Raw genomic sequence first — 21,529 nt, forward strand, 5'->3', positions numbered from 1 at the left:
GCTCCCGGTGGGCCGTGGCGGAACTGGCTACTGGCGGTAGCCGCTGAGGAAGCGGCCGATGCGGCTGATCGCCGCGTCCAGGTCGTCAGCGTAAGGGAGGGTGAGGATGCGGAAGTGGTCGGGGCGCGGCCAGTTGAAACCGGTGCCCTGCACGACCTGGATCTTCTCCTGGAGCAGCAGGTCGAGGACGAACTTCTCGTCGTCGTGGATCGGGTGCACCTTCGGGTCCAGGCGGGGGAAGGCGTACAGGGCGCCCTTGGGCTTCACGCACGAGACGCCCGGGATCTCGTTCAGCTTCTCCCAGGCGCGGTCGCGCTGCTCGTGCAGCCGGCCGCCGGGGGCGGTGAGCTCGCGGATGGACTGCCGGCCGCCGAGCGCGGCCTGGATGGCGTACTGCGCGGGGGCGTTCGGGCACAGCCGCATGGAGGCGAGCATCGTCAGGCCCTCCAGGTAGTTCCTGGCGTGCTGCCGCGGTCCGGTGACGACCATCCACCCGGACCGGAACCCTGCCACCCGGTACGTCTTCGAGAGCCCGCAGAAGGTGAGGACGACGAGATCCGGGGCGAGGGCGGCGACGCTGTGGTGCACGGCGTCGTCGTACAGGATCTGGTCGTAGATCTCGTCGGCGAAGACCATCAGGCCGTGCCGCCGCGCGAGGTCGAGGATGCCCTCCAGGATCTCCTTGGGGTAGACGGCGCCCGTGGGGTTGTTGGGGTTGATGATCACGACGGCCTTGGTCCGGTCGGTGATCTTCGCGGCCATGTCGTCGAGGTCGGGGTACCACTCCGCGGACTCGTCACATACGTAGTGCACGGCCTTGCCTCCGGAGAGGGTGGTCACGGCCGTCCACAGGGGGAAGTCGGGGGCGGGGATCAGGACTTCGTCGCCGTCCTCCAGGAGCGCCTGCACGGCCATGGTGACCAGCTCGGACACCCCGTTGCCGAGAAAGACGTCGTCCACGGAGACGTCGTCGAGGCCGAGCGCCTGGTAGCGCTGGGCGACCGCGCGGCGGGCGGAGAGGACACCGCGCGAGTCCGTGTAGCCGTGCGCGTTCGGGAGCATCCGGATCATGTCCTGGACGATCTCCTCGGGCGCCTCGAAGCCGAAGAGCGCGGGGTTGCCGGTGTTGAGGCGCAGCACGCTGTGGCCCGCCTCCTCCAGGGCGTTGGCGTGCTCGATGACGGGGCCCCGGATCTCGTAACAGACCTCGCTGAGCTTGCTCGACTGCCGGAACTCCATGCGGTGCGCCTCCCGTGACGTGTGTTACTTGGTTTTACCAAGCCCGCGCTTGGAAAGTCCAACAAGTTGCCTAGACTATGTCGCATGCCACCTCAGTCACGGCCGTCCGCCCGCGCCCGCCGAAGCTACGACCAGTACTGCGCGGTCGCCCGCGGCCTCGACGCCGTCGGGGACCGCTGGACGCTCCTGATCGTCAGGGAGCTGCTCGCCGGACCCCGTCGCTACACCGACCTGCACGCCGACCTGCCCGGCGTCAGCACGGACGTCCTCGCCTCGCGCCTGAAGGACATGGAGCAGCAGGGCCTGGTGACCCGCCGCAAGCTGCCCCCGCCCGCGGCGGCGTACGTGTACGAACTCACCGCCCGGGGCCGGGAGTTGCAGCCCGTCCTGCGCACCCTCGCCGCCTGGGGCACGCCCGCCCTGGCGGAGCGCAGGCCCACGGACGCGGTGCGCGCGCACTGGTTCGCGCTGCCGCTGCTGCGGTCGCTCACGGGGCTCGGGGCGGCGGGGGTCGTGCAGGTCAGGCTGGCGGAGGGCGAGTTCCACGTACGCGTGGGCGGCGATGCGGAGGGCTTCGGCGACGGGCCCGCGCCGGAAGCTCCCGACGTGCTGCTCACGCTGGACGCGCAGACATGCGTCGAGGTGAGCGGGGGCGCGCTGACGGTGGGCGAGGGCTTGCGCCAGGGGCGGATCGAGCTGTCCGGGGACGGGGTTCTGGCGAAGGCACTGCGGGAGACGTGAGGCGAGGTCAGCCACCCGCGGCCCTCCGGCTACCGGCGCATCGCGGGCACCGTGGGTTCGGGAGCGGGTTCGGGAGCGGGCGCCGGCTCCGGGGCCGCCGCCGCTTCTGCCTTGCCGCCCGGGAGCCAGTGCAGCCACCGGGGGAGGGCCCAGGCATGCCGGCCCAGTAGAGCCATGACCGCGGGAAGCAGCACACCCCGCACGACGGTGGCATCGATGATGATCGCCATGGACATCCCGACGCCGAGCATCTTGTACTCGATGGCCGACAGCGTGACGAAGACGCTGAAGACGGCGACCATGATGACAGCCGCGCTGCTCACCACGCCGGCGCTCGTGGCGATACCGCTGACGACGGCGGCCGTCGGCTCCTCACCTGCCCGCCGCCGTTCACGGATCCGGCTCAGGATGAAGATGTGGTAGTCCATGCTCAAGCCGAAGAGCAGCACGAACATGAACAGGGGCAGCCAACTGGTCACTCCGCCGTACGGGGTGAAGTCCAGGAACGAACTGAAGTGACCGTCCTGGAAGACCCAGGTGACGGCACCGTAGGCGGCAGTGATCGACAGCAGGTTGAGGACGATCGAGATGACCGGGACGGCCAGCGACCGGAAGGCGACGAGCAGCAGGACGAAGGCCACGGCGAGCACGAACGTGAAGACGATGGGCGTGGTGTCCTTCAGCGTCCTGGTGAAGTCGTACGGCTGGGCCGTCTGACCGTTCACCGCGTACTCGATGCCGTCGACCTCGCCCAGAGTCGCCGGCAGGAGGTCCTGGCGGAGGGTTTCCAGAGCGGCGTTCGAGGTCGCGTCGGTCCCCGAACCGGCCAGCGGCACCTTGACCACGAGTGCGTCACCCACCGCGGCGCTCGTGATGGAGGTGCTGATCCGCCCGTCGGTGTCGGCCGCCCGTTCGCGGAGTGAGTCGACCGCCTGGCGCACGGCGGAGCCACCCACGTTGTCGCCCCAGACGACGAGCCGAGCCGGAGACGGATCACCGGGGAAGGCCTTGTCCATACGGGCCACCGTCTCGACGGCGACATGGGAGTGCGGCAGGCTGTCCGTGACGGACGGGTCCTGGAGGCGCATGTCGAGGGCGGGGAGCGCGACCGCCAGCAGCGCGAGCAACGCGGCGCCGCCCCACGCCAACGGACGACGCACCACGGCCCGGGCCACCGTGCCCCACACCCGTGACTCCGCCGCGGCGGTCCGCCGGCGGCCCAGCCAGGGGATCCGGCCCTTGTCCACGCGGTGGCCCAGTAAGGACAGGAGAGCCGGGAGCACGGTCATGGAGCCGATCACCGTCAGGCCGACGACGATGCTGGTGCCGACGGCAAGCCCGCGGAAGACGTCCATGCCGGTCAGGTACAGGCCGGAAAGACAGAGCATCACGGTGACGCCGGAGAGAACGACGGCGTGCCCGGAGGTGCGGGAGGTGACCTTGAGGGCTTCCTGGGAGCTGTGGCCCCGCTGCCGCTCCTCACGCTCGCGGCGCAGGTAGAACAGGGAGTAGTCGACGCCGACGGCCATGCCGATCAGGAGCACCACGGAGGAGACGGTGCTGTTGACGGGGATCACGTGGCCGAGTGCCTGGAGGGAGCCGAGGGCGGAGAGCACCGCGGTGATCGAGAGCAGCAGCGGGACACTCGCCGCGATCAACGCGCCGAACACGATGAGCAGGATGACCAGGGTCAGCGGCAGCGAGATGACTTCGGAACGCTGGAAGTCGTCGTCGTAGGCGTTGTCCACCGCGGTCCGCGTACTCATGTCGCCGGCCTCGCCGACCCAGACGTTCTCATGGCGGTCCTGGACGGCGTTGATGGCCTTCCACGCCGTTTCGGAGTGCAGGCCCAACTCCTCGTCAGGACCGGAGACCTCGAAGGTCACGAGTCCGGAGCGGCCGTCCTCGGAGAGGAGGCTGTCGTTGCCTTTGTCCAGAGGCGAGCGAACGTCGGCGACCGACGCGGACTCGCGTTCCAACGTCCGCACCATGTCGGTGACCGCCGCCTGGATCTCGGCCGAGGAGAACCGGGTCCGGCTGTCGGCCTCGCGCGGCTGGATCAGCACGTTCTCCTGGACGGGCTCGTCGGTCTGCTGGGACCGCAGCACTTCCTGGGCCCGTCCCGATTCCCCTGGGTCACTCGTCAGGGCTTCGGGGCCCGAAACCATGCCGCCGGCCAGTATCGCGGCGAGGACCAGCGCGAACCAGCCCGCGACAGCCGTCTTGCGATGTCGTACCGACCATGCGGTGATGCGTTCGACGAAGGTGCCGCGGGGGCCGCCGAACGCCTCGTCGGGACGTGGCTTGCCAATGCCCGGCATGACGTGTTGTCCTTCCTCAGAGGGTGTCTACCTGCGAGAACTCGCCTACTGGCGAGATGGAGCGCCTTCCATACCTGGGCCGACGAGTTGCCGCTCGTCGGCCCGGGGTCTTTCGGTGGTGGTGCGTCCTGTGGTGGTGCGTCGAGATCCCTATTCGGTCTCTTTGAGGATCCGTTCGACCCCGTCCAGGGCCCGAGTCGTGGTGGTACGCGTCCAGATGACGACCACGATCACGGACGTGATCAGGATGAAGACGCCGATGATCGCGGCTACGGCCTGCCACTGGTACTCGTCATCCATCGGATGACTCCTTTCGTCCGGACTGTGATCCATCACCTGGCGGCGTGAGGGTCTGGGCGGCGTCCGTGATGGTCTCCGGGTCGAGGAGGAACGCGAACGGGGCCACCTCGTAGTACTTCATTGCCTTCCCGTCCTCCGAGAGCTGAAGTTCAGCCGTGACCAGCTCAGCCGCCTCCAGCTTGCGGAGGTGCACCTGTAGCAGGGCGCGGCTGATACCGATCTCGCGAGCCAACTCGCTCACGTAACTGCGCTTGCCGGAGAGCGCTGCGATGATCCGCAATCGATGCGGATTGGCGAGCGCCGACGCGACCCGCAGCATGTGGTCGCCATTCATCCGCCGCATACCAGCTCCTTGCTCGTGCTAGTAAATCCTTGCAGGTGCCTAGAGTTATGACAACCCTTCCGTCACCTGCGCGAGCTCGTACTTCCTGCCGGCTGGTCAAGCTGGAGATCCGCCCAGCAGACCCAGGACGGGCCCTGCCGCCACGCCGAGTCCGAGCGAGAAGGCGGTGGCCGTGTACGCGGTCAGGCGTGACGCGCGATCGCTGTCGGCGTGCTGCGGTGAGGTGCTCCGGGAGACCGTGGGCACGATCCAGCGCAGGTAGTAGAAGAGCGACACCACGGTGTTGGCCGCGCCGAGCACCGCCAGCCAGGCGTGCCCGCCGTCGACCACCGCGCCGAACACCTCCAGTTTGCCCAGGAACACCGCGGTAGGTGGCGTACCGACGAGCCCCAGCAGGCAGATGACCAGGCTCGCGGCCAGCAGCGGACGCTCCGCGGCGAGCCCGCGATAGTCCTTGAGCGTCCGTGCGCGGGGCAGCGCGCAGACGACCGCGAACGCGCCGAGGTTGGTGACGGTGTACGCCGCGAGGTAGTACAGCAGGGCCTGTTGGGAGAGGTCCGAGCGCCCGGCGACCGCCACGGGCAGCAGCAGATAACCGACCTGACTGATCGTCGAGTAGGCGAGCAGCCGCTTGACGTCCTCCTGGAAGAACGCGCCGAGATTGCCGAGCGTCATGGAGGCGGAGGCCAGCACCGCGACCAGCGCGGGCCACGGCAGCGAACCGCCCGCGAACACCACGTCACCGAGCCGGAAGAGCGCGGCGAGCGCCCCGGTCTTCGGCAGGGTGGTGAGCAGCGCGGCGACCGGTGCGCGGCTGCCCTGCACGGCGTCGGGCACCCAGAAGTGGGCGGGCACGCCACCCGCCTTGAATAGCACTCCGGCCAGCAGCCCGATCGCTCCCGTGGCGACGAGCATCTCGGGCGCGTCACGCAGGGCGTCCCCGAGCATCGGGTAGCCGGTGCCGCGCCCGGCCGCGTACAGGATGGTGATGCCGGTCAGCATGAGTACGCCGAGCAGGGCGCCGATCACGTAGTACTTCAGCGCCGCTTCGGTGCCCGGGCCGTCCTTGCGGAATCCGGCGAGCGTGTACGCGGGAATGCTCGCCAGCAGATACGCGGCGGCGAGCAGCAGCAGGTCTTGCGCCCCGGCCATCATCAGCGCCCCGAGAGCGGCGAGCTGCACCAAGACGTAGAACTCGCTCTCCCTGGCGTCTGCACGGAGGGAGCGGAAGGAGATGCCGAGGACGAGCAGCGTGCCGCCGAGCACCACGATCCGGGAGGTGCTGGTCACCGGGTCGATGGCGAAGCCCTCACCGAAGGCGGTGGTGACCGGACCCGCGGCCGCGACGGACGCGGCGACGATCCCGGCCGCGCACGCCACGGCGGTCAGCAGCCCCACCACCCACTGCCGTCCGCGCGGCAGCCAGGAGCCGAGCAGCAGTCCGAGTACGGCGGACGCGGCAAGGAGTACCTCGGGGAGGAGATCGAGGGGGTTCTCGTTCATCTCGGTCATCGGGCGAGTAGCTCCAGGACGGCGCGGGAGGCCGGCTCGATGACGTCGAGCAGGAATCGCGGCGCCACCCCGAGCAACACGGCGAAGGCCAGCAACGGCACGACGGCGCCGGCCTCGTGGGCGCGCAGGTCGGGGAAGGCGCGGGGCGTACCCGGAGCGTCGGGCAGTCGCAGTGGCCCCATGAGTACGTGCCGTAGCGCACGCAGGAACAGCCCGGCCGTGAGCATGATGCCGATCACCGAGAGCGCCGTGGCCAGCGGTCGTGGCCCCAGGCTGCCGGTGAAGATCTGGAACTCGGCGATGAACCCGGAGAACCCGGGAAGCCCCAGCGAGGCGAAGGCGGCGACGCCGGTCAGGGCGGCGAACACGGGGGCGGCGGCGGCGACCCCGGAGTAGGCGCTCATCTCGTACGTACGTCCGCGCTCGTACATGATGCCCGCGAGCAGGAACAGCGCGCCGGTGAGCAGACCGTGGCTGACCATCTGTGTCACCGCTCCCGTGACGGCAGGCGAGCGGGCCTGCGCGGAGGTGTCGGCCGTCGCGGCAGCCGCGCCGACGGCGAGCACGATGTAGCCCATGTGGTTCACGGAGGTGTAGGCGATCATCCGCTTGAAGTCGGTCTGTGCCAGGGCGACGAGTGCGCCGTGGAGGACCGAGACGACACCGATGACGACCAGGACGAGGGCGTAGCGCCGCCAGGCTTCCGGGAGCATCGGCATGGCGATGCGGACGAACCCGTACGTGCCCATCTTCAGCAGCACCCCGGCCAGGATCGCCGACCCGGCGGCGGGTGCCTCGACGTGGGCGAGCGGCAGCCAGGTGTGGAACGGCACCGTCGGTGTCTTCACGGCGAGGCCCACGACGATGGCGAGCAGCACCAGGGCGGCGTACACGGAGCGCCCGGCGAGCGGGTTCCGCTCGGTCAGCTCGACCATGTCGAAGGTGTGCGGGGAAGCGGCCAGATACAGGCCGATGAAGCCCAGCAGCAGGGCCAGCGATCCGATGAACGTGTAGAGGAAGAACTTCAGCGCGGCGCGGGCCGCCCGCTGGTGGCCCCACCCGGCGATGACGAAGTACATCGCCACGATCGACAGGTCGAAGAAGACGAAGAACAGGATCAGGTCGAGCGCGGCGAACAGGCCCAGGCAGGTCGTCTCCAGGAACAGGAAGAGCGCCGCGAATTCCCGGATACGGCGGTCCTCGCGCAGGCTGTACACGGCGCAGGCGAGGAAGAGCAGACAGGTCAGGGCGAGCAGCGGCAGCGAGAGGCCGTCGACACCGACGTGGTAACCGACGCCCGCGCTGGGAATCCAGCGGGCGCGCACCTCGTACTGCGTCCCGCCGTCGGCCTGGTATCCGGCCCACACGGCGATGACGAGCGCGAGCTCAGCGGCCGACGCCGTCACCCAGACCGTACGGAACACGGTCGCGGAGGCACGGCGCGGCACGGCGAACAGCAGCAGCGCCACGGCCGCGGGGGCGAAGACGAGGGCGGTCAGCAAGGGGGGTCACCTCACGAGGACGAACACGACGGCGAGGACGGTGAAGGCCGCGACGGCCTGGGCGAGGTACTGGTGAAGCCGGCCGGTCTGCGGTCGGCGGGCCCAGCGGCCCAGGGCGCGAGTGCCGGCCGCGACCGCGCCCACAGCGCCGTCCACCGACTTCTCCACGGCTCTGTCCGACCAGCGGGCGAGCCGCATGGCTGCCCCCGCTGCCCCGTCGACGGCGCGGTCCAGAGCCTTGTCGTCGAAGGCCGCCGCGGCGTGCGCGAGCCGCAGCACGGGGGCGACGAGCAGGAAGTGGGCGGCGCGCTCAAGGCCGAGCCAGTCCGTGAGCCCTGACCTCACCCGCTCGGGCAAGGGCAGCCGACGCGTACCCCAGGTCCAGACGGCCGCGGCCGCGAGGAGGGCCAGCGAGCCGGAGAGCGCGAACTCCGGGATCCGGGGGGCCGGTTGACCGGTGCCGTTGAGCACTCGTGCGACGCTGTCGCGCAGGGGAGGGAACGCCAGTGGCGTCAGCGCGACGCAGGCCAGGGCCAGCAGAGCCAGCGGTGGTACGGCGCCACCGGGGATCTTCCGGGTATCGGGCCGGGACACCGTGGGGCGCCATACGAACCACAACACCTTGGCGCTGTAGACCGCGGACAGCAGGGCGGCCGCCAGCCCGGCCGCGTACAGCCAGGGACCGGCCTCCAAGGCCCCGGCCAGCAGCACGTCCTTGGCGGCCCACAGCGAAAACGGCGGGAGCCCGGCCAAGGAGAGCCCGCCCACGGTGAACGCCGCTCCGACCGTCCACCGGTGGCGAGCGGCGCCGGACAGCGCGGGCAGCCGTTGCGTGCCGAGGGCGGTCAGCCATGCTCCGGCACAGAGGAAGAGCAGGCTCTTCGCCGCCGCGTGGGCGGTGAGCTGGAGGGTTCCGCCGGTGGTCGCGCCGACCCCGGCCGCGAGCACCATGAAGCCGATCTGCGCACAACTCGACGCGGCGAGCAGTTGCTTGAGATCGGTCTGCGCCACGGCGACCAGGCCCAGACAGATGGCGGTGGCCGCACCCGCCCAGGCGACCACGTCGTCGCCCCAGCCCGAAGCGTCGAGCAGCGGCCCGGTCCGCAGCAGCAGATACGCCCCCGCTACCACCATCGTCGCCGAATGCAGGAGCGCGGAGACGGGGCTCGGCCCCCGCATGGCCTTGGACAGCCAGAAGCTGAAGGGCAGTTGGGCGGACTTGCCGAGGGCGGCGACGATCAGGCCCGCGGTGACGAAGGACAGCCACGGCTCCTCGGCCCGGGCGAGTCCGTCCAGGGAGAGCGCAGGGACCTGCCCGCTCGCGAGCGCCGCGCCAGCGGCCAGGTAGAGGCCGAGGTCGGTGGTGCGGGTGGTGAGGAAGGCGGTGTCGGCCGCGCTCGTACGCTCCGGATCCCGCCACCAGTAGCCGATCAGCGCCCACGAGGTGGCGCCCATGACCTCCCAGCCCATCAGGAGCACCGGCAGGTTCGCGGCGGTCACCGTGACGAGCATGCTCCCGGCGAACAGCAGCATCAGCCCGAAGAAGCGCGCCCGCGCCTCGCCCGCGCCGAACTCCGCCGCGCCGAACTCTGCCGCGCTGAACAGCAGTACGGCGAGCGTGACCGCGGTGACCGTGATGGCGAGCACCTCGGAAAGCCCGTCTGCCGCGAGCCGCACGGGCATCCCGTCGAGGAACGGGGCCCGAGCGGTCGGATGCCGGGAGGCGGCGGCGACGGCGAGCCCCAGCGCGGTGGACGCGACGGCGAGTGCCACGCCCGGCGCCGCGCGGTCGGCCACGCGTCCCGCCACGAGAAGCAGCAGGCCGGCGCCGATCGGCAGGGTGATCAGCACCCACAGCAGGGCGCTCACCCCTTGAGCTCCGCCGCCATGTCGGTCATGTCGATCTCCCGTGACCGGAACAGGGCGGTGACGACGGCGAAGCCGACCGCCATCTCCAGGGCCATCGCGGTGACCGCGAGCACGATGAGCACCTGTCCCTCGGGCGCGGCCGGAGCGATGTGGTGCCAGGCGGTGGCGGCGGCGAGGATGACGCCGCCCAGCATCAGTTCGAGCCCCATCATCAGCATCACGATCGACTGCTGGGTGAGCGCGCCGAACAGCCCGACGCAGAACAGGGCCGCGGCCGCCAGCAGAAGCAGTTCCAGGTTCATCGCCCTACACCGCCTCGCACGGGGTCGTCCGCACGCGGTGCCCGCAGATCGTCGCCGAACCGGTCGTAGCGTCCGCGTCGCGTGGCGAGCACCACGGTGGCAACGATCGTCGCGAAAAGCGCCATCCCGAGCGTCATCATGGTGAGCATCTGGGATCCCATCAGGGACATTCCGAGATCCCTGGTCGGATCGGCGGGCGGCTCGCCCTTCCGTGCGGGCCACCGGGCCAGCAGGATGCCGGCGGCAAGGAGCGCGAACACCAGGCCGCAGATGACCGCCGCGCCCTTCTTGTTGTGCACCATCGTCATCGGCATGAACCCGGCCGGGTTCATCATGTACATCACCATGAAGACGGCCATGATGGCCATCTCGATGGTCATCATCAGCACGATCACGATGCCCAGGTAGTCCAGCCCCAGCAGCACGACGAGACCGCCCACGCAGAGCAGCGAGGTCAGCAGGGAGAAGGTCGCGCGCGCCATGGAGTCGAAGCGGAACACCATCACCCCGCCGGCGATCGCCAGACTCGTCAGCATCCAGAAGACCGCGGTATCCATCGGTGTACGTCACCTCGCTTCCGTCATCGGTCGAGCACCACCACGGCCACCAGCAGGGCCTGAAGGATGGCCAGTGGGGTCAGGACGACCCAGGCAAGCTCCACGTAGCGCTCCATGCGCAGGGTCGGGATCCGGCGCCGTACCCAGACCAGGAAGGCGAGCACGGCGGCCGTTTTGAGCAGGGTCCACGCCCAGCCGGGCAGCAGCGGTCCGTGTCCGCCGCCCAGGAACAGCGGCACGCTGAACGCGGCAGCCACCACGAGCAGCAGCCACCGGCCGCCGAGGAACAGCACACGGTCGGTGCCGGACAGCTCGGCGGCCGGCCCGCCGGCCACGTCCCGCCCGGCGGGCTGGTCGAAGGGCCCCCAGAACGCCATCGCCATCGCGCTGAGCAGATAGATCCCGAAGGCGGCGGGCATCCACACCGCGAACCACAGTCCGGCCTGGTCGTCGACCACCTCACCCACCCTCAGCGACTCCGCGCCGAGCGCGGCCGTCGTGATCGCGAACATGTGGGGCAGTTCGTACGCGAGCCCTTGGGCCAGGAACCGGTAGCCGCCGATGAGCGACAGTGTCGAGTTCGGCCCCCAGCCCGCCATCCATACGGCCGCCCAGGCCAAAGCCTCCATCGCGTTGAACCAGACGATCCCGTCCGGGAGATCGCTCACTGGCCGGAAGCCCAGCGGCAGCACGACGGCGGCCATGACGGCGGCGACGGGGAGCAGCGCGGTGCCGACGCGGGTCAGCAGCACATCGGCCGCCCGGGTGCGGCGCGGTTGCCGCACGAGCTGCCGCAGTACTTCCCGTCCGGGGACCATCGCGCTCGCGGCCGCCGAGCGCAGCGACAAAGGCCGTCTGGTCCTCGTGCCGGTGAGTACGGCATCGAATCCGGCCGTCGCCAGCGCCAGGGCGATCAGGAGGGCGGGCAGAACGAGGACCGCCCACAGGGGAGCCCGCTCAGCCATGGGTCATCGCCGATGTCGCCAGGTACGACAGCTCGTCGAGATCCGGGTCGAGGCTCGCGATGATGACGCGGGCGCAGGCGAACTCCGTGCCCGCCAGCAGGTGGGGGAGGGCGTCGAGCAGTCCTCGTGACGGTGGCACCGCACCGTCGACTCGCCCGCGAGGACCTACGGCCCGAGTCGTCCCAAGCGGCTCGTCGGCCTCACACGCGGCCGCGCTCCGCCCGACCTCGTCGAGCCACACGAGCATCCGGCTGTGTACGTCTCCGTCCGCGGCCGAGGCCGGCCCGCTCACTCCGCAGCGCGAGGCACGCTCCGCGGGAAGCACCCCGAGGCCGGACGTCAGCCACCGCAGCGTCCGCGAACGTTCCGCCCTGCGGATCACGGGGCGCACGAGCGAACAGAGCTCACCCGACCCCGCCCCGGCCAGGCCCCGGTCCCGGGCGTCGCGCGCCCGGGCCGCCATGTCGTCCCATCCCGCCACGGCGAAGAACCGGCCCAGACTGTCCAGATGGGCCGCGCACCGCCGCCGCGCGGCCTCTCCCTCGGTGACCCGCCCGCCCGCGGCGGCACGTAGCCACGGCTCGCTCCAGAAGGGCGGACGCGGCGAGGGGGGCGCGGCCGCCGACTCGACTGCCGCCTCTTGGACGACATCGCCCTGGAGTGAGACACGCAGGATCAGCCCCGCGGGCCAGTCCGGCAGCGCGGGACCCAGAGGTACGTGCAGGCGGTCGAGGATCAATCCGTCCCGGTCGTCCGCGCGATCGGCCATGGGCAGCCCGGCCACGACCGCCATGTCGTGGCCCGCGTGACCGTGATCTCCGAGCGCGAGCTCGGCCAGACCCTGATCGAGGACGGGGCCGACATGCTCGGCGTCGGAGACCGTCACCAGGGCCTTCGGCGCCGGGATCGCGCCCCAGACGGCCCGCGCCCAGTCGTCGCCCGCGGTGCCGGAAGCGCCCGCGACGACCAGCAGATCCGCCTGCCCGGGCCCGGCCACGCACGGCCACGCACGGCGTGTCAGCTCGGCCTCGACGGCGAGTCTCTCCCGCGTGCCGCCGGGGCCGGCAACGATCAGAACCCCCGGGCGGTGCATGGCGGTTCGGGCCAGCCTGCGCCTCAGGTCCACCGGAAGGCCCCCTCCCGCCAGGCGTATCCCACACCCGCCAGCAGCACACCGAGGAAGAGGAACATCTCGACGACAGCGCTCACGCCGACCGCCGAGACGACCTTCGTCCACGGATACATGAACAGCATCTCCATGTCGAAGGCGAGGAAGACCATCGTCACCGGATACCAGCGCACATGGAATCGAGAGAGGGGGTGCTCACGGGGCTCGAACCCACCGCTGAACGGCCCGGTGCCGAGGGGCGCCCGGACCGCCGTCAAGGCGACACCGACGGCGTGCAGCAGGAAGACGGCGGCAATGACCAGCACGAGCAGTGCCAGCACCGGCTGCCAGTGGGATGTCTGCATGCGGGCCCCTTCCCGACGACCGCCCTTGCGCCGCGACTACCGCCAGGCAGCATGTCAGCCATGCGGGAAGTCTGGAACGTACGACACTGCGAACATTGCGGCATTTCTCCCGCCGTCCGAATCTCTCCCGTCGTCCGAACCTCTCCTGTCGCGGGGCCGATCGGGCACTCCTCGCCCGCGATCACCCTCGGTTACTATGCTGACTTCATGCCGGAGGAAGAGATGGGTGGCCCGGGAACATGCTGAAGGAGGTCACCGCGACCCGCTACGTCGAGCCCCTGCACACCGGCGGCTCCGTGCCCGGTGTCGTCGAGGCCGACGACCTCGGGACGTACGTCGTGAAGTTCACCGGGTCCGCGCAGGGACGCAAGGCCCTGGTCGCCGAGATCATCGTCGGCGAGCTGGCCCGGCGGCTGGGGCTCCGCTTTCCCGAGCTGGTCCTCGTCCACTTCGACCCGGCGGTCGGCGCGCACGAGCCGCACCAGGAGGTGCGGGACCTGCTGCGCGCGAGCGCGGGTCTCAACCTCGGCATGGACCTGCTGCCGGGGGCGCGCGACTTCACGCCGGAGGCGATCGACGTCGACCCGCTGGAGGCCGGCAAGGTCGTCTGGCTCGACGCGCTCACGGCCAACGTGGACCGGACCGTGCACAGCTCGAACCTGATGGTCTGGCCCACCTTCGGCGTGCTGCCGCCGAAGCTCTGGCTCATCGATCACGGGGCGGCTCTGGTCTTCCACCACCGGTGGGGGGCTTCGGCGCCGGACAAGGTGTATGACTTCCGGCACCATGCGCTGGGCGGCTACGGGCCCGACATGGCCGCCGCCGACGCGGAACTCGCGCCGCTGGTCACGGAGTCCTTGCTGCGGGAAGTCACCGGGCTCGTGCCGGACGCCTGGCTGGACGACGAGCCCGGCTTCGGCTCGCCGGAGGCGGTCCGGGAGGCCTACGTGGAGTTTCTGCTGGCCCGGGCCCGGTCCTCCGCCGTGTGGCTCCCGAGCGGTTTCCCCTCGCGGGACGAGCTGGCCGCCGCGGACGCGCGGCGCGCGGCGGATACGGAGAGGGCTCGGCCCGCCTGGCTGAAGCGAGTGCCCGATCTCCACGGGAAACCCGGCGCTCAGCAGGACTGGTCCGCTCACCTCGGCTGAGGACTCCGCCCGGCGGTCTGCGCGGGCGCCCATGAACGAAGCCCCCGGCGCCGTGCGGTGCCGGGGGCTCAGTCGGGGGCGGCTGGGCTTAGCGGAGCTGCTCGTACGCCGGGAGGGTCAGGAAGTCCGCGTAGTCCTCGTCCAGGGAGACCTGGAGGAGGAGGTCGTGGGCCTGCTGCCATTTGCCGGCCGCGAAGGCCTCATCGCCGATCTCGGTGCGGATGGCGTCCAGCTCCCGGGCGGCGACCTCGCGGGCCAGGTCGGCGGTGGCCGTCTCGCCCGTCTCGAAGACGACCCCGGCGTTGATCCACTGCCAGATCTGCGAGCGCGAGATCTCGGCGGTGGCCGCGTCCTCCATGAGGTTGAAGATCGCGACGGCGCCGAGGCCGCGCAGCCAGGCCTCGATGTAGCGGATGCCGACCTGCACGGCGTTGACCAGGCCGTCGTACGTGGGCTTCGCGTCGAGGGAGTCGATGGCGATCAGGTCCTCGGGCGCGACCTTCACGTCCTCGCGCAGGCGGTCCTTCTGGTTGGGCTTGTCGCCCAGGACGGCGTCGAAGGACTTCATGGCGATCGGGACGAGGTCCGGGTGCGCCACCCACGAACCGTCGAAGCCGTCGTTCGCCTCGCGGTCCTTGTCGTTCTTGACCTTCTCGAACGCGACCTTGTTGACCTCCGCGTCCCTGCGGGACGGGATGAAGGCCGCCATGCCGCCGATCGCGTGCGCGCCGCGCTTGTGGCAGGTGCGGACGAGGAGTTCGGTGTACGCCCGCATGAACGGGGCCGTCATCGTGACCAGGTTGCGGTCCGGCAGGACGAACTTCGAGCCGCCGTCACGGAAGTTCTTGACGATGGAGAAGAGGTAGTCCCAGCGGCCCGCGTTGAGCCCGGACGCGTGGTCGCGCAGCTCGTAGAGGATCTCCTCCATCTGGTACGCGGCGGTGATCGTCTCGATCAGGACGGTCGCGCGGACCGTGCCCTGGGGGATGCCGACGTGGTCCTGGGCGAAGACGAAGATGTCGTTCCAGAGGCGGGCCTCCAGGTACGACTCCGTCTTCGGGAGGTAGAAGTACGGGCCCTTGCCGAGCTCGATGAGGCGCTTGGCGTTGTGGAAGAAGTAGAGCCCGAAGTCGACGAGGGCGCCGGGGACCGGCTTGCCGTCGACCTGGAGGTGACGCTCGTCCAGGTGCCAGCCGCGGGGGCGCATGACGACGGTGGCGAGCTCGTCGGCGCCCTTGAGGGCGTACGACTTGCCGGTGCGCTCGTCGGTGAAGTCGATGCGGCGCTCGTAGGCGTCGGCGAGGTTGAGCTGGCCGAGGACCACGTTCTCCCAGGTGGGCGCGGAGGCGTCCTCGAAGTCGGCGAGCCAGACCTTGGCGCCCGAGTTCAGGGCGTTGATGGTCATCTTGCGGTCGGTCGGGCCCGTGATCTCCACGCGGCGGTCGTTGAGCGCGGCCGGGGCTTCGGCCACCCGCCAGGAGTCGTCGGCGCGGATCGCGGCCGTCTCCGGGAGGAAGTCCAGGGTGGAGGTGGCGGCGATCTCGGCACGGCGCTCGGCGCGGCGGGCGAGGAGTTCGTCACGGCGGGGCGTGAACAGCCGGTGCAGCTCGGCCACAAAGGCGAGGGCCGCGTCGGTGAGCACCTCTTCCTGCCGGGGCAGGGGCTCTGCGTCGACGATGGCCAGCGGCGACGGCGCTAGTGCGGACATGAACTGTCACTTCCTTCAGAGAGCTGCACGGACGGTGCCGGGCGAGCCGCCGGGCAGACACGGTGGCACGGGGTGCCACCAGAGCCGAGGTACGGCTTCCGGGCCCTGTCCGAGGTAACGGGCCTTCTGGTCAGTGGATACTAGTTTCCTCATGGTGGAAGTTCAATGGTTTGTTGATGTCGAGATTCTTTTGGTCGACAGAACGTGTCGCTGAGTGCCACGCCGGTCACTCGCCGTGCGCCGCGGTCCCGGAACCCCGGGGGGCGGGCTCCAGGCGGCTCAGGTCCGCCGCCGTGTCGATGTCGTAAGCCTCCGCCACATCCCCGCACTCGACGAGAGCGATCGCCTCCGCGTACTGCCTCAGATAGGCGCGTGCCCCGCGGTCGCCGACCGCACTCGCCTCGATCCCGGCCCAGTGGGCGGAGCCGAACAGGACCGGGTGGCCGCGCACGCCGTCGTACGCCGCCGCCGCGAGCGTCGCGGGCGACCGGTACGCGGCGCGCACGCGCGCGGTGGCCGTCGGGCCGATCCCCGGCTGGTCGACCAGCGAGACCAGCGCCGCCGCCGCGCCGGTGTCCCGCAGCGAGGCGAGACCGGCCCGCAGCGACGAACCCATGCCCTGCGTCCAGTCCGGGTTGTCGACCAGTACGCAGCCGGGGAGCGAGGCACGCGCGCGTACGGTGGCGGAGGCGGCGCCGATGACCACGTGCACGCGTGCGCATCCGGCCTCGCGCAGCACCCGTACGGCGTGCTCGACCAGGGGGCGGCCCCGGTGCTCCAGGAGCGCCTTGGCCCGGCCGCCGAGGCGCCGCCCGCCGCCTGCGGCGAGCAACAGTCCGGCCACCTCGCCGGCCTGCGGGTTCATCGGTTCTGTCGTCATGCCTCCTGCATACACCCGGGCGCCAGGGCGCATTCCGGCCGGGCGGCGGCCGGGCGGCGGCCGGCAAGTGGCGCACCGGGCCCACGTAACGGTTTACTGATCCGCGGCTCCCGGGCGCCTGACCAGCGCCCTGGCGGGGCAGAAAAAGACGCACGAGACTGACGCACGACGGTGTGCGAGGGGGGAGAGCCGTGTTGCGAAGCACGGAACAGAGACGAGCGGCGGGGAACGCCGGGAGCACCGGTAACGCCCGGAGTGCCCGGAGCGCCGGGAGTGACGGAAGCGGCGAGGATCCTCGGGTTGTTGGGCTGCGGGCCTCCGTGGCGCGGTTGCGGCGGGAACTTGCCGTCCATCCGCCGGAGTTCACCGACCGTGGCATAGCCGAGGACGAACTGGCCGCCCTCGCGGAAATGGCTGACGGCGGTAACCCCGAGATCCCGCGCCTGCGCCGCTCCCTGCTCCTCGTGGCCGGCGCGATCGGCTCCGTCAGTGCCCTGGCGCCGGGGCTCGCGGAGGTGCGGGGCGCGGTGGAGATGTTCGGCACCCCGACCGGGCCCAGGGCCTAGGGCCAAGGGCCGGCCCAGCCCCCCGTCACGCGACCCAGCGGCGGCCCTGGGGGTCGTCGGTGGGGGTGCGCAGGTCGCCCGCCAGCGTTGCCGCCAGGCGTTGCGCGGCCTCCTCCAGCGTGGCCGGCGGGAGCGTGTAGGGGATGCGGAGGCGGTGTTCGTGGGTGCCCGGGTCGGCGCCGAAGCGGGAGCCGCCCTCGATCCGCACGCCCTGGGCCGGCGCCGCACGGGCCAGGGCCGACGCGATGGGGCGCCCCAGATCCACCCAGAGCGAAAGCCCGCCCGGCGGCGTCCGCCAGCGCCACTCCGGCAGATGCCTGGCCAGCGACGCCGCCAGGGCGTCCCGCCGCTCCCGCAGCATCGGCAGCCGCTCGCCGAGGACCCGGTCCATGTCGCGCACCAGATGCAGCGCCACGAGCTGCTCGATGACGGGCGTCGCCATGTCGGTGGGCACCCGCGCCATCGCCAGTTCCGTGATCAGCCGCGTACCCGCCCGCACCCAGCCGATCCGCAGCCCGCCCCAGTGCGACTTGCTCAACGACCCCACGGTGACGACCTGTTCGCCCACGCCGTGCGGCGCCAGCGAGGCGAAGGGCGTGGGCGGCGGCCCGTCCAGGGCGATGTCGGTGATGGTCTCGTCGATCAGCAGCCAGGTGCCGGTGGCGCGGGCCGTTTTTAGGACGCGTACGCGCTGCTCGCGCGGCATCAGCCCGCCGGTCGGATTCTGGAAGTCCGGTACGAGGTACGCCATGCGGGGCGCCGCCTGCCGCAGCGAGGACTCGACGAGCCCGATGTCCCAGCCGTCCTCCGTGACCGGAACCGGCACCGAACGCAGCCCGGCGTTGCGGATCGCGTCCAGGGCGTTCGGGTACGAGGGGTTCTCGACCAGGACGCGGTCGCCCGGCCTGCCGAGGAGCGAGAGCGTCAGGGACAGCGCGTGCTGGGCGCCGGTCGTGATGAGGATCTGGTCGGGGAGCGTGGGGAGCCCCCGCCGGGTGAAGCGGTCGGCCACGGCCGCCCTCAACTCCGGTATGCCGTACGGGTGGTAGCCCGCCGTCGGCGCGTGCTCGGGAAGCATCGCGGCCGCCGCGCCGAGCGCCGCGGCAAGCTCCGGCTCCGGGGCGCCGGGCGCCGCCACCGCCAGATCGAGCACGTCGTCGCCCGCTGGGAACGCCGCCACGGCGGCCGGCCGCTGCCCCTCCGGCAGCTCGGTCCAGGTCCCCGCGCCCCGCCGGCTGCGCGCGAAGCCGCCCTCGCGCAGCACGTCGTACGCCGCCGTGACCGTGGCCCGGCTCACCACGAGCGCCGAGGCCAGCTCGCGCTCGGCGGGCAGCCGGGTGTGCAGCGGGACACGGCCGTCCAGTACGAGGGTGCGTATGCCGTGCGCGAGCGCGCGGTAGCCGGGGTGCTCGCCCACGGCGCCGACGAGCAGCGCGGCGAGCTGACGGCTGCCGAGTCTTCTGTCCACCACGCGGACCACATGCCCCTCTGCCATGCCAACTCCTGCTGATTGGCCCTGCTGTCCAGGCCAATCAGCGTACAGAGTCGGCGGTGGCGGGTGTGCGGCGGCTATGTGGCCTGGGAGGTACCGGTGGCATCGACAGCGGGGACGGAGAGCGTGGACGGGCGCGTCGTGGTGGGGGTGAGCGGCTCGCTCGCGAGTCTCGCGGCGCTGCGTGCCGCCGCCGACGAGGCCCGGCGGAGCGGGCGCCTGCTGGTGGCGGTGACCGCCTGGGAGCCGCCGGAGGGCGAGGCGCTGTATCTGCGGCACCCCGACCCGGCGTGGGCGCGGCAGTGGCGGGCCGAGGCGCGGGCCCGCCTCGACGGAGCCTTCGACGCGGTCTTCGGCGGCGCGCCACCCGGCGTCCGGTGCGAGCGCCGGGTGGTCAGGGCCCGTCCGGAACGCGCGCTGCCCGGCCTGGCCGTCCACCCGTACGACCTGCTGGTCCTCGGTACGAGACCCGGCAGACGCCGCCCGGGCAGGCTGCGCCGGCGGGTCGGTGCCCGCGCGCTCTGCCCGGTCCTCACCGTTCCCGCACCGGCTGTGCCGAGGGGCCTGCGCAGGACGCTGCGGCGGGTGACCGTGGAGAACATCGCGCTGGTGGGGCGGTAGGACACGCCGGAAAGGGGTTGGGGGTGGGTTCAGGGGCGGTCGCGGATCAGGCCGCGGGAGGTCGCCGCGGCCACCGCGGCCGTACGGGAGTCCACTCCCAGCTTGGCGTAGATGTGCACCAGGTGGGACTTCACCGTGGCCTGGCTGAGGAACAGCTCCTTGCTGATCCGCTGATTGGACAGGCCGTCCTTCACCAGGCGCAGCACCTCCAGCTCACGGCGGCTCAGCGCCTCCGCGGGCGCCCGCATCCGGTCCATCAGGCGGTGGGCGATGGCGGGGGCGAGCGCCGAACGTCCCGAGGCCGCGGTGCGGACCGCAGCGGCCAGTTCCTCGGGCGGCGCGTCCTTGAGGAGGTAGCCCGCGGCGCCCGCCTCCACCGCCGCGAGGATGTCCGCGTCCGTGTCGTACGTGGTGAGGACCAGGACCCGCGGCGCGCCCTCGCGCGCGGTGATCGCCGCCGTCGCGGCGGCTCCGTGCATCCCCGGGCCGAATTGGAGGTCCATCAGGACCACATCGACGCCCTCCGGCCCTTCCGGCCCCTCGGTCCCTTCCGGCCCCTCTGTCCCCTGCGCGGTGGCGCGTTCCACGGCGGCCTCCGCCGTCGCCGCCTCCGCGACGATCTCGAAGTCCGGCTCGGCGTCGAGGACGGCCCGCAGGCCCGCGCGGACCACCGGATGGTCGTCGGCGAGCAGCAGCCGGATCCTCGGTGCCCCCGCCCCGGGTGCGAGCGTCACGCCGCGTCCTCCTTCGCCAGTACCGGCAGCGGCAGCGAGATCGCCACCGCCGTGCCCTGACCGGGAGCCGACTCCACCGTGAACGTACCGCCGAGTGACGCGGCACGCGCCCGCATGGCGGGCAGCCCGAAGCCGCCGTCACGCTCACCGGCGCGACCCCGGCCGTCCGCCGCCGGGTCGAAGCCGCGGCCGTCGTCGACCACGTCCAGCGTGACCGAGGAGTCCATGAACGTCAGGGTGATCTCGGCGCGGCCGGCCTCCGCGTGGCCGACCGTGTTCGCCAGGGCGGACTGTGCGACCCGCAGCAGCGCCACCTCGTACGGCGTGGGAAGCGCCGTCGGCGTCCCGCTGAGCGAGAACCGGACGCGCGGCCCCGTGCTCGACGCGCTCAGCCGCTCAAGGGCTCCCGCGAGCGAACCGTGCGCCAGGCCGGGGGGCGACAGGGCGCGTACGAAGCGCCGGGCCTCGGCGAGGTTGTCCTGCGCGGCCTCGCGCGCCCGCTCGATGTGCGGGGCCGCGGGGGAGTCGTCCGGCAGCGCGCGCTGGGCGGCCCGCAGCAGCAACTGGATCGAGGACAGGCCCTGCGCCAGCGTGTCGTGGATCTCCCTGGCCAGGCGTTCGCGCTCGGCCAGTGTGCCCGCGGTGCGTTCGGCGGCGGCCAGTTCGGCGCGGGTCGCCATCAGCTCGTCGATCAGCTCGCGGCGGCGCTCGCTCTCCCGGTACAGCGCCTCGTACCCCACGACCGTGGCCACCGCCACGGCCGCGCCGAGCAGCGGCCCTAGGAAGCTGCCGGGTGTGACCCGCGCGCTGTGCAGCAGGAAACTGGCGATGGCGGCCGCCGCCGTGCCGAGGACCGCGGGCAGCGCCCAGCGCCTCGGCAGCAGGTGGAGCTGGAGGAAGTACAGCGGGAAGGCGGCCCAGAGCCCGTCCGGCGAGAGCACGAGCAGCACCAGCCAGCAGGCGGCGAGCGCCGCCAGCCACCCCACGGTCGCACGCCGCGAGCGGCCCACCGCCGGGTGCAGCGTGCCCGCCGTGTACACGGCCCCCATGGCCAGCGCCGCCGCGGCGACCCCGAACCGGTGCTCGGCGCCGCCCGTCAGCGCCTTGACCGCGGCGAGCGCGAGAAGCCCCGCGAGGAGGGCGTGGAGGCAGAGGCGGATGGTCGGGGGTACGGGGACCGGCCGGCCCGGCGGGGGGCTCGTGGCTCTGCGGGTGCGTGGCATGGGGCGTCTCGTGTGGTCGGGCGGGGGGCCTTTCGG

21 protein-coding genes are annotated in these 21,529 nt (G+C 71.7%); 4 read left to right on the forward strand and 17 right to left on the reverse strand.

All coding sequences use genetic code 11. From position 1 onward, the window contains the following. Positions 1-27: 27 nt before the first annotated feature. Positions 28-1,239, reverse strand: coding sequence for a pyridoxal phosphate-dependent aminotransferase (locus tag ACRAKF_RS31130; protein ID WP_447040970.1), 1,212 nt, complete (start codon positions 1,237-1,239; stop codon positions 28-30). Positions 1,240-1,323: 84 nt separating this feature from the next. Here ACRAKF_RS31130 and ACRAKF_RS31135 point away from each other — a divergent pair, with 84 nt between their 5' ends. Continuing rightward, positions 1,324-1,980 carry a winged helix-turn-helix transcriptional regulator gene (locus tag ACRAKF_RS31135; protein WP_447040972.1) on the forward strand — a complete coding sequence of 219 codons (657 nt, stop codon included), beginning with the start codon at positions 1,324-1,326 and terminating at the stop codon, positions 1,978-1,980. Positions 1,981-2,009: 29 nt separating this feature from the next. Here ACRAKF_RS31135 and ACRAKF_RS31140 read toward each other — a convergent pair whose 3' ends face one another. The 11 genes from ACRAKF_RS31140 to ACRAKF_RS31190 form a co-directional block, all read right to left on the reverse strand. Then, positions 2,010-4,301 carry an MMPL family transporter gene (locus ACRAKF_RS31140; protein ID WP_447040974.1) on the reverse strand — a complete coding sequence of 764 codons (2,292 nt, stop codon included), beginning with the start codon at positions 4,299-4,301 and terminating at the stop codon, positions 2,010-2,012. Between the two features lie 150 nt (positions 4,302-4,451). Next, complete coding sequence (locus tag ACRAKF_RS31145) at positions 4,452-4,601, reverse strand: hypothetical protein (RefSeq protein WP_447040975.1); 150 nt, start codon at positions 4,599-4,601, stop codon at positions 4,452-4,454. Continuing rightward, positions 4,594-4,944, reverse strand: coding sequence for an ArsR/SmtB family transcription factor (locus ACRAKF_RS31150; protein ID WP_447040977.1), 351 nt, complete (start codon positions 4,942-4,944; stop codon positions 4,594-4,596). The genes ACRAKF_RS31145 and ACRAKF_RS31150 overlap by 8 nt, the downstream gene beginning before the upstream one ends. Before the next feature lie 96 nt (positions 4,945-5,040). Further along, positions 5,041-6,456, reverse strand: coding sequence for an NADH-quinone oxidoreductase subunit N (locus tag ACRAKF_RS31155; RefSeq protein WP_447040979.1), 1,416 nt, complete (start codon positions 6,454-6,456; stop codon positions 5,041-5,043). Further along, complete coding sequence (locus ACRAKF_RS31160; protein ID WP_447040981.1) at positions 6,453-7,958, reverse strand: complex I subunit 4 family protein; 1,506 nt, start codon at positions 7,956-7,958, stop codon at positions 6,453-6,455. The genes ACRAKF_RS31155 and ACRAKF_RS31160 overlap by 4 nt, the downstream gene beginning before the upstream one ends. Positions 7,959-7,964: 6 nt before the next feature. Beyond that, the gene (locus tag ACRAKF_RS31165) at positions 7,965-9,827 is read right to left on the reverse strand and encodes an NADH-quinone oxidoreductase subunit 5 family protein (RefSeq protein WP_447040983.1); all 1,863 of its coding nucleotides are present in this window, start codon (positions 9,825-9,827) and stop codon (positions 7,965-7,967) included. Further along, a complete protein-coding gene (locus ACRAKF_RS31170; RefSeq protein ID WP_447040985.1) occupies positions 9,824-10,129 on the reverse strand; it encodes an NADH-quinone oxidoreductase subunit NuoK in 306 nt (101 codons plus the stop codon). Before ACRAKF_RS31170 ends, ACRAKF_RS31165 begins: the two co-directional genes overlap by 4 nt. Continuing rightward, positions 10,126-10,686 (reverse strand): NADH-quinone oxidoreductase subunit J, encoded by a 561-nt coding sequence (locus ACRAKF_RS31175; protein ID WP_447040987.1) that lies wholly within the window; start codon positions 10,684-10,686, stop codon positions 10,126-10,128. The genes ACRAKF_RS31170 and ACRAKF_RS31175 overlap by 4 nt, the downstream gene beginning before the upstream one ends. Positions 10,687-10,709: 23 nt before the next feature. Beyond that, positions 10,710-11,651: an NADH-quinone oxidoreductase subunit H gene (locus tag ACRAKF_RS31180; RefSeq protein ID WP_447040989.1), complete on the reverse strand. Its 942-nt coding sequence runs from the start codon at positions 11,649-11,651 to the stop codon at positions 10,710-10,712. Next, positions 11,644-12,744, reverse strand: coding sequence for a hypothetical protein (locus ACRAKF_RS31185; protein WP_447040991.1), 1,101 nt, complete (start codon positions 12,742-12,744; stop codon positions 11,644-11,646). Before ACRAKF_RS31185 ends, ACRAKF_RS31180 begins: the two co-directional genes overlap by 8 nt. 23 nt (positions 12,745-12,767) lie before the next feature. Then, positions 12,768-13,124 carry an NADH-quinone oxidoreductase subunit A gene (locus tag ACRAKF_RS31190; RefSeq protein ID WP_447040993.1) on the reverse strand — a complete coding sequence of 119 codons (357 nt, stop codon included), beginning with the start codon at positions 13,122-13,124 and terminating at the stop codon, positions 12,768-12,770. A 239-nt stretch (positions 13,125-13,363) separates the two neighbouring features. Here ACRAKF_RS31190 and ACRAKF_RS31195 point away from each other — a divergent pair, with 239 nt between their 5' ends. Further along, positions 13,364-14,269 carry a HipA family kinase gene (locus tag ACRAKF_RS31195; protein ID WP_447040995.1) on the forward strand — a complete coding sequence of 302 codons (906 nt, stop codon included), beginning with the start codon at positions 13,364-13,366 and terminating at the stop codon, positions 14,267-14,269. Positions 14,270-14,357: 88 nt separating this feature from the next. Here ACRAKF_RS31195 and aceB read toward each other — a convergent pair whose 3' ends face one another. Both aceB and ACRAKF_RS31205 read right to left on the reverse strand, forming a co-directional pair. After that, positions 14,358-15,977 carry a malate synthase A gene (aceB, locus tag ACRAKF_RS31200; RefSeq protein ID WP_447040996.1) on the reverse strand — a complete coding sequence of 540 codons (1,620 nt, stop codon included), beginning with the start codon at positions 15,975-15,977 and terminating at the stop codon, positions 14,358-14,360. Positions 15,978-16,203: 226 nt separating this feature from the next. Further along, on the reverse strand, positions 16,204-16,857 hold the full coding sequence (locus tag ACRAKF_RS31205) for a nucleotidyltransferase family protein (RefSeq protein ID WP_447040997.1): 654 nt from the start codon (positions 16,855-16,857) through the stop codon (positions 16,204-16,206). A 308-nt stretch (positions 16,858-17,165) separates the two neighbouring features. Here ACRAKF_RS31205 and ACRAKF_RS31210 point away from each other — a divergent pair, with 308 nt between their 5' ends. After that, entirely contained in the window at positions 17,166-17,423 is a 258-nt protein-coding gene (locus ACRAKF_RS31210; protein ID WP_447042259.1) for a DUF5955 family protein, read from the forward strand. A 25-nt stretch (positions 17,424-17,448) separates the two neighbouring features. Here ACRAKF_RS31210 and yczR read toward each other — a convergent pair whose 3' ends face one another. Then, complete coding sequence (gene yczR, locus ACRAKF_RS31215) at positions 17,449-18,918, reverse strand: MocR-like transcription factor YczR (RefSeq protein ID WP_447040999.1); 1,470 nt, start codon at positions 18,916-18,918, stop codon at positions 17,449-17,451. A gap of 96 nt (positions 18,919-19,014) precedes the next feature. Between yczR and ACRAKF_RS31220 the strand changes: the two genes are divergently transcribed. Beyond that, positions 19,015-19,536 carry a universal stress protein gene (locus ACRAKF_RS31220; RefSeq protein WP_447041000.1) on the forward strand — a complete coding sequence of 174 codons (522 nt, stop codon included), beginning with the start codon at positions 19,015-19,017 and terminating at the stop codon, positions 19,534-19,536. 29 nt (positions 19,537-19,565) lie between these two features. Here ACRAKF_RS31220 and ACRAKF_RS31225 read toward each other — a convergent pair whose 3' ends face one another. Together ACRAKF_RS31225 and ACRAKF_RS31230 are read right to left on the reverse strand one after the other, a co-directional pair. Then, positions 19,566-20,270, reverse strand: a complete 705-nt coding sequence (locus ACRAKF_RS31225; RefSeq protein WP_447041002.1) for a response regulator — start codon at positions 20,268-20,270, stop codon at positions 19,566-19,568. Next, the gene (locus ACRAKF_RS31230) at positions 20,267-21,493 is read right to left on the reverse strand and encodes a sensor histidine kinase (protein WP_447041003.1); all 1,227 of its coding nucleotides are present in this window, start codon (positions 21,491-21,493) and stop codon (positions 20,267-20,269) included. Before ACRAKF_RS31230 ends, ACRAKF_RS31225 begins: the two co-directional genes overlap by 4 nt. Positions 21,494-21,529 lie beyond the last annotated feature (36 nt).

Source organism: Streptomyces sp. DSM 118878, from assembly GCF_052936595.1.